We start from the raw sequence: 7,088 nt of genomic DNA, 5'->3' as shown, positions 1-7,088 counted from the left end.
CCCCGACTCCCAACTTGCTTTGCTTGTAGAATTTCTTAGTGAAATTCTCTTTGTTGGGGCCCCGCCCGCAAGGATGACTAGAACTGAGAAAAACTTGATTTAAGCGCCTTCTCAGTTCAGTCAGCTACTGCGAATTTGCTAATTAGCATTATTATATTATTTATGTTCCAGACTGTTATTGCTATTAAATCATTAATAACCTGAACCGACTTCTTCCCCGTCTTCATCGTATTCTGTTACATAACCATCATCCGTATCAACGGTATAAGAACCGGCTAAATCTCCATTTTTATCAGTAAATGAGAAGCCCCATTTGCCGTCATCTGTTTTCTCTGGTTCTTTGTATGTGTAAGTGTCCGTATCTAATGTATGACCTTCATATGATTCTACTTTATCAATGACATTGTCACGCGTTACTTCTTCTGAACTTGAATCAGAATCATCGCTGTCACTATCTGCATCCATTTTATCATCGATATAGTTATCAATTTCATCATCATCAAACGTTACTGTGACGTCTGTGACATCATCATCGTCGTCTCCAGCACTTGTCACATTCACTGAATCTGATTTAAACGTTTTACCTTCATATGTGCCTTGTGCATACACCGTTACTTCTTCATCAGGATCATATGGTCCATATGTCTCAGAAGATGTTTCACTTCCAATTTCTTTATCATTCGCATATATTTTTACGTTATTTAACATATAACCACCATCAACGCTAACTGTGAAACGTTTTTGTTTAAATGATTCATAAGCAATATTACTATCACTCATATTGATCATTAACGCCCCTTTGAATTTCTTACCATCAATATCTTTCGTGGCTTTTAAATTGTAATCACCGATTGGGAACGTACCAAGTGTTTTTTCTTCATCTTCAGAAACTGTTGTCGTGCGTTTTTTACCATTATACTCATAAGTAATATCTCCACTACTACTTGGATAAATACTAACGGATTTTTGTGGAACATTAAATGTGTAATTATCAAAGAATAAGAATTTCTTGCCATCCTTAGAAATATTTAACACATTGTTCCCATTAGCATCGACAGACAAATTGTTGAAGCGATTATCTTTAATTTCTTTCGCACTTTGTTCTACATTGCTTCCAACATTATTTAAATCATCTTCTGTTTTAATATAATTTAAATACGCGCGTGCTTCTTCCTGACTTAATTTTTGATCGTTTTGTGTCGTAACTTCTTTGGCTAATGCTTTTTCGTCGTCTTTCTTGATTGCTTGTGCAATATTTGATGCTTGCTTTTCCGGAGAAAATTGATTTTTTAATAATGAAAATGCAACGATTAAAGCGATAAGTAATACAGCTATAACAGCAATAATAATCCACATCTTTTTATTATCGCCTTTACGTGGTTGTTGATCATGTCTAGGGACATAACCTTGCTGATTATAATTATTGTATTCCTGATTTAAATGTTGTTCATGCATATCTTGTCGACGTTGGTTATGCTGATTTTGGTTATGATCATGTTGTGTATTAGCGCTATTCGACTTAGATTGGTGAACAGGCTTACCACAATTTGTACATACCTTCACACCTTCACGAAGCGGTTGCCCACAATTACTACAATATTTCATTAGTAGATCGAACTCCCATCAAATAGATTATTGAACTCACTGATTAAGTTAGCAAAGATTTGGTTAAATAAAGATTCCCCAAAAATCGTTACAAATAAGAAGAAAACAATAATGTAAATAATCACACCATAAAAACTTGAAAAGCGCGTATGATGATTGGCACTATATTTAGCAATCATGTACACACCTGAAATAACAATTAACAAGATGGATAGCATAAATAATGCGCCACCAAATCCATAAGAATTAGCAAACATTAAAATCAATGCAAGTACTAATACTGCGACTGAAACACTATTGATCAATATAAAATCCGACAATACTTTTCTGAATGGAATTGGCTGTCTCACTACTAAACGTGTGATACCATACGTCGCACCTACGATAACCGCTAAGAATAAAATGATGGCTACAATAATCGAAAAGATAATTTGACTCTTAGGTGTCGCAAATAAACCAATTGTTGAAGGTATTGCAATCGCAAGTAACAATGCGATGACTAATAAACCAATAACGAGTAAAGAAAATAACAATTTAAAACTAAATGCTTGTTGGCTTTTTAGAACTTGGTCAGGTGCTGCGAAAGCACTTCTGAAGAAACCTTTACTTTCTTCTGTCACTTCTTTTGCATGTTCACTAAATTGGCTTGATTGTTGTGGTTGTTGATAGTTTGAATACGGCTCGTTGTATTGTTGTTGACTGTGATATGTATGTGATGCGTTGTTGTGAGGTTGTTGATTTGATTGTGGCTGATGCATTTGATGTTGTTGTGTTGTTGAATGATCTTCAGATACATGCTGGTTATCTATCACTTTGTCTTCGTCATTATTACGTTTATCTTGTGTTGTGTTGTTTGTTCTAGATAATTGTTCATTATGATTTGATGTCGTTACGTGTTCTTCTCCCAATGATGCACTTGTATCGTATCGTCGCCCATTCGCCTCTGCATTTGAGATATCTTTCTCAGCAGAATTAACCGTTTGGGACTGTTTATCTATTTTATGGCCACACTCGCCACAAAATAAATCGTTAGGCTCGATTGCACTTCCGCAATTTGGACATTGCATAGGTGTTCCCTCCAATTTTTAATTTTTTAAATCTTCAAAAAGTATATCATTTATTTTGTATTGTTTTCTACATTATTTTAAACTTTCTATCAAAAAAATTATATATTCCAAAAAGCAATATTTCGACATATGCATTTTATACATTTGCCTAAATATTGCTTTGCTTAATATTGAAATAAAAAAGTGGCTGGGACAAAATAAAATGTCTCAGCCTCGTTATCATTTTGGCAGTAGCGGACTGATTTCAAAATGCGCTTAAATCAAGCGTTTTTCAAATCTAGTCATCCATACGGGCAGGGGCCCTAGCAATGAGAATTTCATCAAGAAATGCTACAAGCTATGCAAGTTGGGAGCAGGACAACGAAATTATTTTAATTTTTGTCCCACTCCCAAAACTACTACTATACTCTATTTTTATTTACTCGAATGTACCTGGGTTAAAGCCAGCTTCCCATTTATTAAATGGCCAATATCTTAATACAACTTTACCTACAAGTTGATCTTTATCTACTAAACCAACTTCAGCGAAACGGCTATCTATACTATTTTGTCTGTTATCACCTAAAACTAAATATTTATCTTTAGGGATTTTGTTCTTACCGTCAGCACCATTCACTTGGCTTGTCTTAAATGTACCAGTTAAATACTTACCTTGTTTGTGTTTCTTATTATAATCTAAATACGGCTCTGATACCTTTTTGTCATTCACATATAATTGATCACCTTTGTACTCTACTTTATCACCAGGCGTACCAATCACACGTTTAATAAAATCACGTTGTGCATCTTCATGGAAGACAACAACATCACCATTATCAATGTGATTCAATGTTTTAGAAATTTTACTTACAATCACTTTATTTCTATCTTGAAAAGTCGGATACATCGACGACCCTGATACTGTGTATGATGTGCCGATAAACTTTAATACAATACCTACAATTAAAAGTGCGCCACCAATGGCTACAATCCATTCAATTATCTCTTTTTTCAATTAAACCCCGCCTATCATCTTTTATAAACATAACTTACTTTATCACAAAATCATTGCAAAGTCGTTTCACTCATCTTTAAATCCGGTAACGTTATTACCCTCAAGTTCTTACTAAAGACACCGCATGCTATCATGAGGTCTTCTCTAACATATTGTTAGCCTCATCGTAACAAACCTCTTAGATGATTACTATTCAAGTTATTACATTTAAGTGTGCCTTCTCACTTTTATTTTCAAAAATAAAGTCAATCTTTCATATTCGTAAGAAATAACGACGACTTTGTAAGGTTAGATAAAGGCAGTACTGACGCAATCTTCCTACAATTATAAATGTAATAGAAATAAGGAGTGATGATATTGAAAACCTTAAGAAATACAGTCATTGCAGTCGTTATTATTGCAATTGTCATAATTGGAGGATTATTTGGATTAGATGCCTATTCCAATCAACACCCTAACAATCGTGCAGTCAATGATTGGAATAAATTGAACCCCGTAGCACCAACATATAACTATTATGTTAAGACACAAAAACCATCAAACGTAGAAGTCGTTGATAAGGAAAAAGACTTCTATATCTACCATTACAACCAAACAGGTTACACCAAAGACGGTAAAGCTAAAAAGATTGATTATACAGCATCTAAAAAATTAAAAACGAATCATTACCTAGTTGTAAGTGAAAAATCTCACACTATTACATCATATGAAGAAGTCAAACAATCAGAAATTCCAACTCAAGCAAAAGAAAAATTATAAAACGAACAAGGAGTGCGATGGACATGCCAATTTTAAACGTCAATCATTTATCAAAAGTATATGGAAATAAACAAAAATATAAAGCGCTAAACGACATTAACTTTTCAGTGGACAAAGGAGAATTCGTCGCCATAATGGGCCCTTCTGGTTCAGGAAAGACGACGTTACTCAACGTCATTAGTTCGATCGATAGTATTTCTGGAGGCACTGTCGAAGTAAGTGGCAATGAAATTAATAAGCTGAAGGACAAACAATTAGCACAATTTCGCAAAAAAGAACTCGGATTTATCTTCCAAGATTACAGTGTGTTACCGACGTTAACCGTAAAAGAAAATATCATGTTGCCGTTGTCTGTTCAAAAAGTGAGTAAAGATGAAATGGAACACAATTATAAAGAAGTAACGGAAGCACTCGGTATTTATGATTTAAGCAATAAATATCCAAGTGAAATATCAGGTGGCCAACAACAACGTACCGCAGCAGCACGTGCTTTCGTTCATAAACCATCGATCATCTTTGCGGATGAACCAACTGGCGCGCTTGATTCGAAAAGTGCGCAAGACTTACTCAATCGTCTTGAAGAAATGAATGCACAATTCGATAGTACCATTATTATGGTAACTCATGATCCATCCGCTGCAAGCTTCGCACAGCGTGTCATTATGTTAAAAGATGGACATATTCATTCAGAAATCCACCAAGAACATAAGTCAAAACGTGAATTTTATGATGAAATTATTCAATTACAGTCTGCCTTAGGTGGTGTCGCAAATGACATTTAATCAGATTACACTCAAAAATTTAAAAAGTAATTTTAAAAATTATGCACTATATCTCTTTTCATTAATCTTTAGTATTATTTTATACTTTAGCTTTGTCACTTTGCAGTATACGCATAGTATCAATAACGGTGGTTCTCCAAAAGTGATACAAGAGGGTGCTAAAGTAGGCGCAGTGTTTTTATTTATTACAATTATCATTTTCTTAATGTATGCGAACCAATTGTTTATTAAACGTCGAACACGTGAATTTGCATTATTTCAACTCATCGGTTTAACACGACAAAATATTTTACGAATGCTAGCAATTGAACAGCTTACTTTCTTTATTATCACAGGTATCATAGGTATTTTAGTAGGCATTGTTGGTTCCGAACTTTTACTTAATATTCTAGTGAAAATGATGCATCTAAAAGTAGACGTGTCGATAGGATTTGAATTACCTGCATTAATTCAAACAATAGTAATGCTTATACTCGCATTTATCTTGATTATGTTTCAGAACTACCTTTTTCTAAAAAGAAGAACGATACTGTCAATGATGAAAGATAGTACAAAATCAGAAGCTACTAAATCAAAAATTACTGTTCCTGAACTTATTGCAGGTATTCTAGGCATTGTCATGATTATCTTAGGCTATTACATCTCCACTGAAATGTTTGGCAAATTCCAAGGATTAACGATGGCCTTAGTAACACCTTTTCTCATTTTATTTCTAACTGTTGTAGGAGCGTATCTATTCTTTAGAAGTTCAGTATCTATCATATTTAAATCTCTGAAAAAATCAAAACATGGTCGTGTTTCAATTACAGATGTTGTATTTACATCATCTATTATGCACCGCATGAAGAAAAATGCGATGTCACTAACAATTATCGCGATTATTTCAGCAATAACGGTAACGATTCTATGTTTTGGTGCAATTAGTAAAGCCAATACGGATTATATGATTCAAACATCATCTCCTCAAGACATTAACTTTACTAAATCGCAATCAGCTCAAAAATACGAGCAATTATTAAAACAGCATCATATTCAATATGACACTAAAACATTAGAGGGAAGTAACACGAAACTGCTCAAAAATGATGTATTAAAAAGTAAAACATCTAACGGTATACAAAATGCTGGTGTCATTGTTATGTCAGATGCGCAAATCAAAGGTAACCATGCTACAATTACGAATACACAAGGTCCACTGTCAGGTATGGTAAGTGTTCATACAGATAATGATATGACACTTCAAGGCCAACAGAAAGTGACATTACTTGTAAATCAAAAAAATGACAATGAAGTCATCCCATCAAATGTGTCTATAGGTGGTCCCGTATTAAAAGTGAGTCCAGACGTTTACAATAAATTGAAACTGAAAGATCAATTATTACATCATTATGGTTTCGATATTAAACATCACCAAGACATATCAAAAGCGGAAAAATTAGCTAAAAAAGTGAGTCCAACTGTAGCGCTGAAAAGTGATACAAAACAAATGCTTGATGAAAGTAACGGTATTTTAATGTTTGTGACTTCATTCTTAGGATTAGCATTCCTAATCGCAGCTGGATGCATTATTTATATTAAACAAATGGACGAAACTGAAGATGAAATTAACAATTACCGGATCTTAAGACGTATCGGTTTCACATATACTGATATGATGAAAGGTTTGGCCTTAAAGATATTATTCAACTTTGGTTTACCTTTAATTATCGCGTTACTACACGCCTTATTTGCAGCACTAGTATTTATGAAACTGATGGGAGAATTTTCTCCAACACCAATTATCATTGTGATGATTGTGTATTCACTTGTGTATCTTATCTTTGCTGTGATATCGTTTGTTCACGCAAATCGAATTGTAAAACACGCTATATAATGATTAAG

General features: G+C 33.9%; 6 protein-coding genes. 3 read left to right on the top strand and 3 right to left on the bottom strand.

Translation table 11 applies throughout. From position 1 onward, the window contains the following. Window positions 1-192 precede the first annotated feature (192 nt). From KA909_RS09280 to lepB, 3 genes are all read right to left on the bottom strand, one after another. Window positions 193-1,605 (bottom strand): zinc ribbon domain-containing protein, encoded by a 1,413-nt coding sequence (locus KA909_RS09280; RefSeq protein WP_210130123.1) that lies wholly within the window; start codon window positions 1,603-1,605, stop codon window positions 193-195. After that, window positions 1,605-2,672 (bottom strand): zinc-ribbon domain-containing protein, encoded by a 1,068-nt coding sequence (locus tag KA909_RS09275; protein ID WP_193839815.1) that lies wholly within the window; start codon window positions 2,670-2,672, stop codon window positions 1,605-1,607. The genes KA909_RS09280 and KA909_RS09275 overlap by 1 nt, the downstream gene beginning before the upstream one ends. A 418-nt stretch (window positions 2,673-3,090) precedes the next feature. Further along, a complete protein-coding gene (gene lepB / locus KA909_RS09270; RefSeq protein WP_053030309.1) occupies window positions 3,091-3,666 on the bottom strand; it encodes a signal peptidase I in 576 nt (191 codons plus the stop codon). A gap of 351 nt (window positions 3,667-4,017) precedes the next feature. Between lepB and KA909_RS09265 the strand changes: the two genes are divergently transcribed. Genes KA909_RS09265 through KA909_RS09255 form a run of 3 tightly spaced genes read left to right on the top strand, consistent with a single transcriptional unit; the run spans window position 4,018 to window position 7,080 of the window. After that, entirely contained in the window at window positions 4,018-4,425 is a 408-nt protein-coding gene (locus tag KA909_RS09265) for a YxeA family protein (RefSeq protein WP_193839816.1), read from the top strand. Window positions 4,426-4,448: 23 nt separating this feature from the next. Continuing rightward, window positions 4,449-5,207 carry an ABC transporter ATP-binding protein gene (locus KA909_RS09260; RefSeq protein ID WP_193839817.1) on the top strand — a complete coding sequence of 253 codons (759 nt, stop codon included), beginning with the start codon at window positions 4,449-4,451 and terminating at the stop codon, window positions 5,205-5,207. Further along, entirely contained in the window at window positions 5,197-7,080 is a 1,884-nt protein-coding gene (locus KA909_RS09255; RefSeq protein WP_210130122.1) for an FtsX-like permease family protein, read from the top strand. Before KA909_RS09260 ends, KA909_RS09255 begins: the two co-directional genes overlap by 11 nt. Window positions 7,081-7,088 lie beyond the last annotated feature (8 nt).

The sequence above is a fragment of the Staphylococcus sp. GDX8P54P genome (assembly GCF_017893165.1).
Taxonomy (GTDB): domain Bacteria; phylum Bacillota; class Bacilli; order Staphylococcales; family Staphylococcaceae; genus Staphylococcus; species Staphylococcus borealis.
This window is presented reverse-complemented; position numbering and strand designations above follow the sequence as displayed.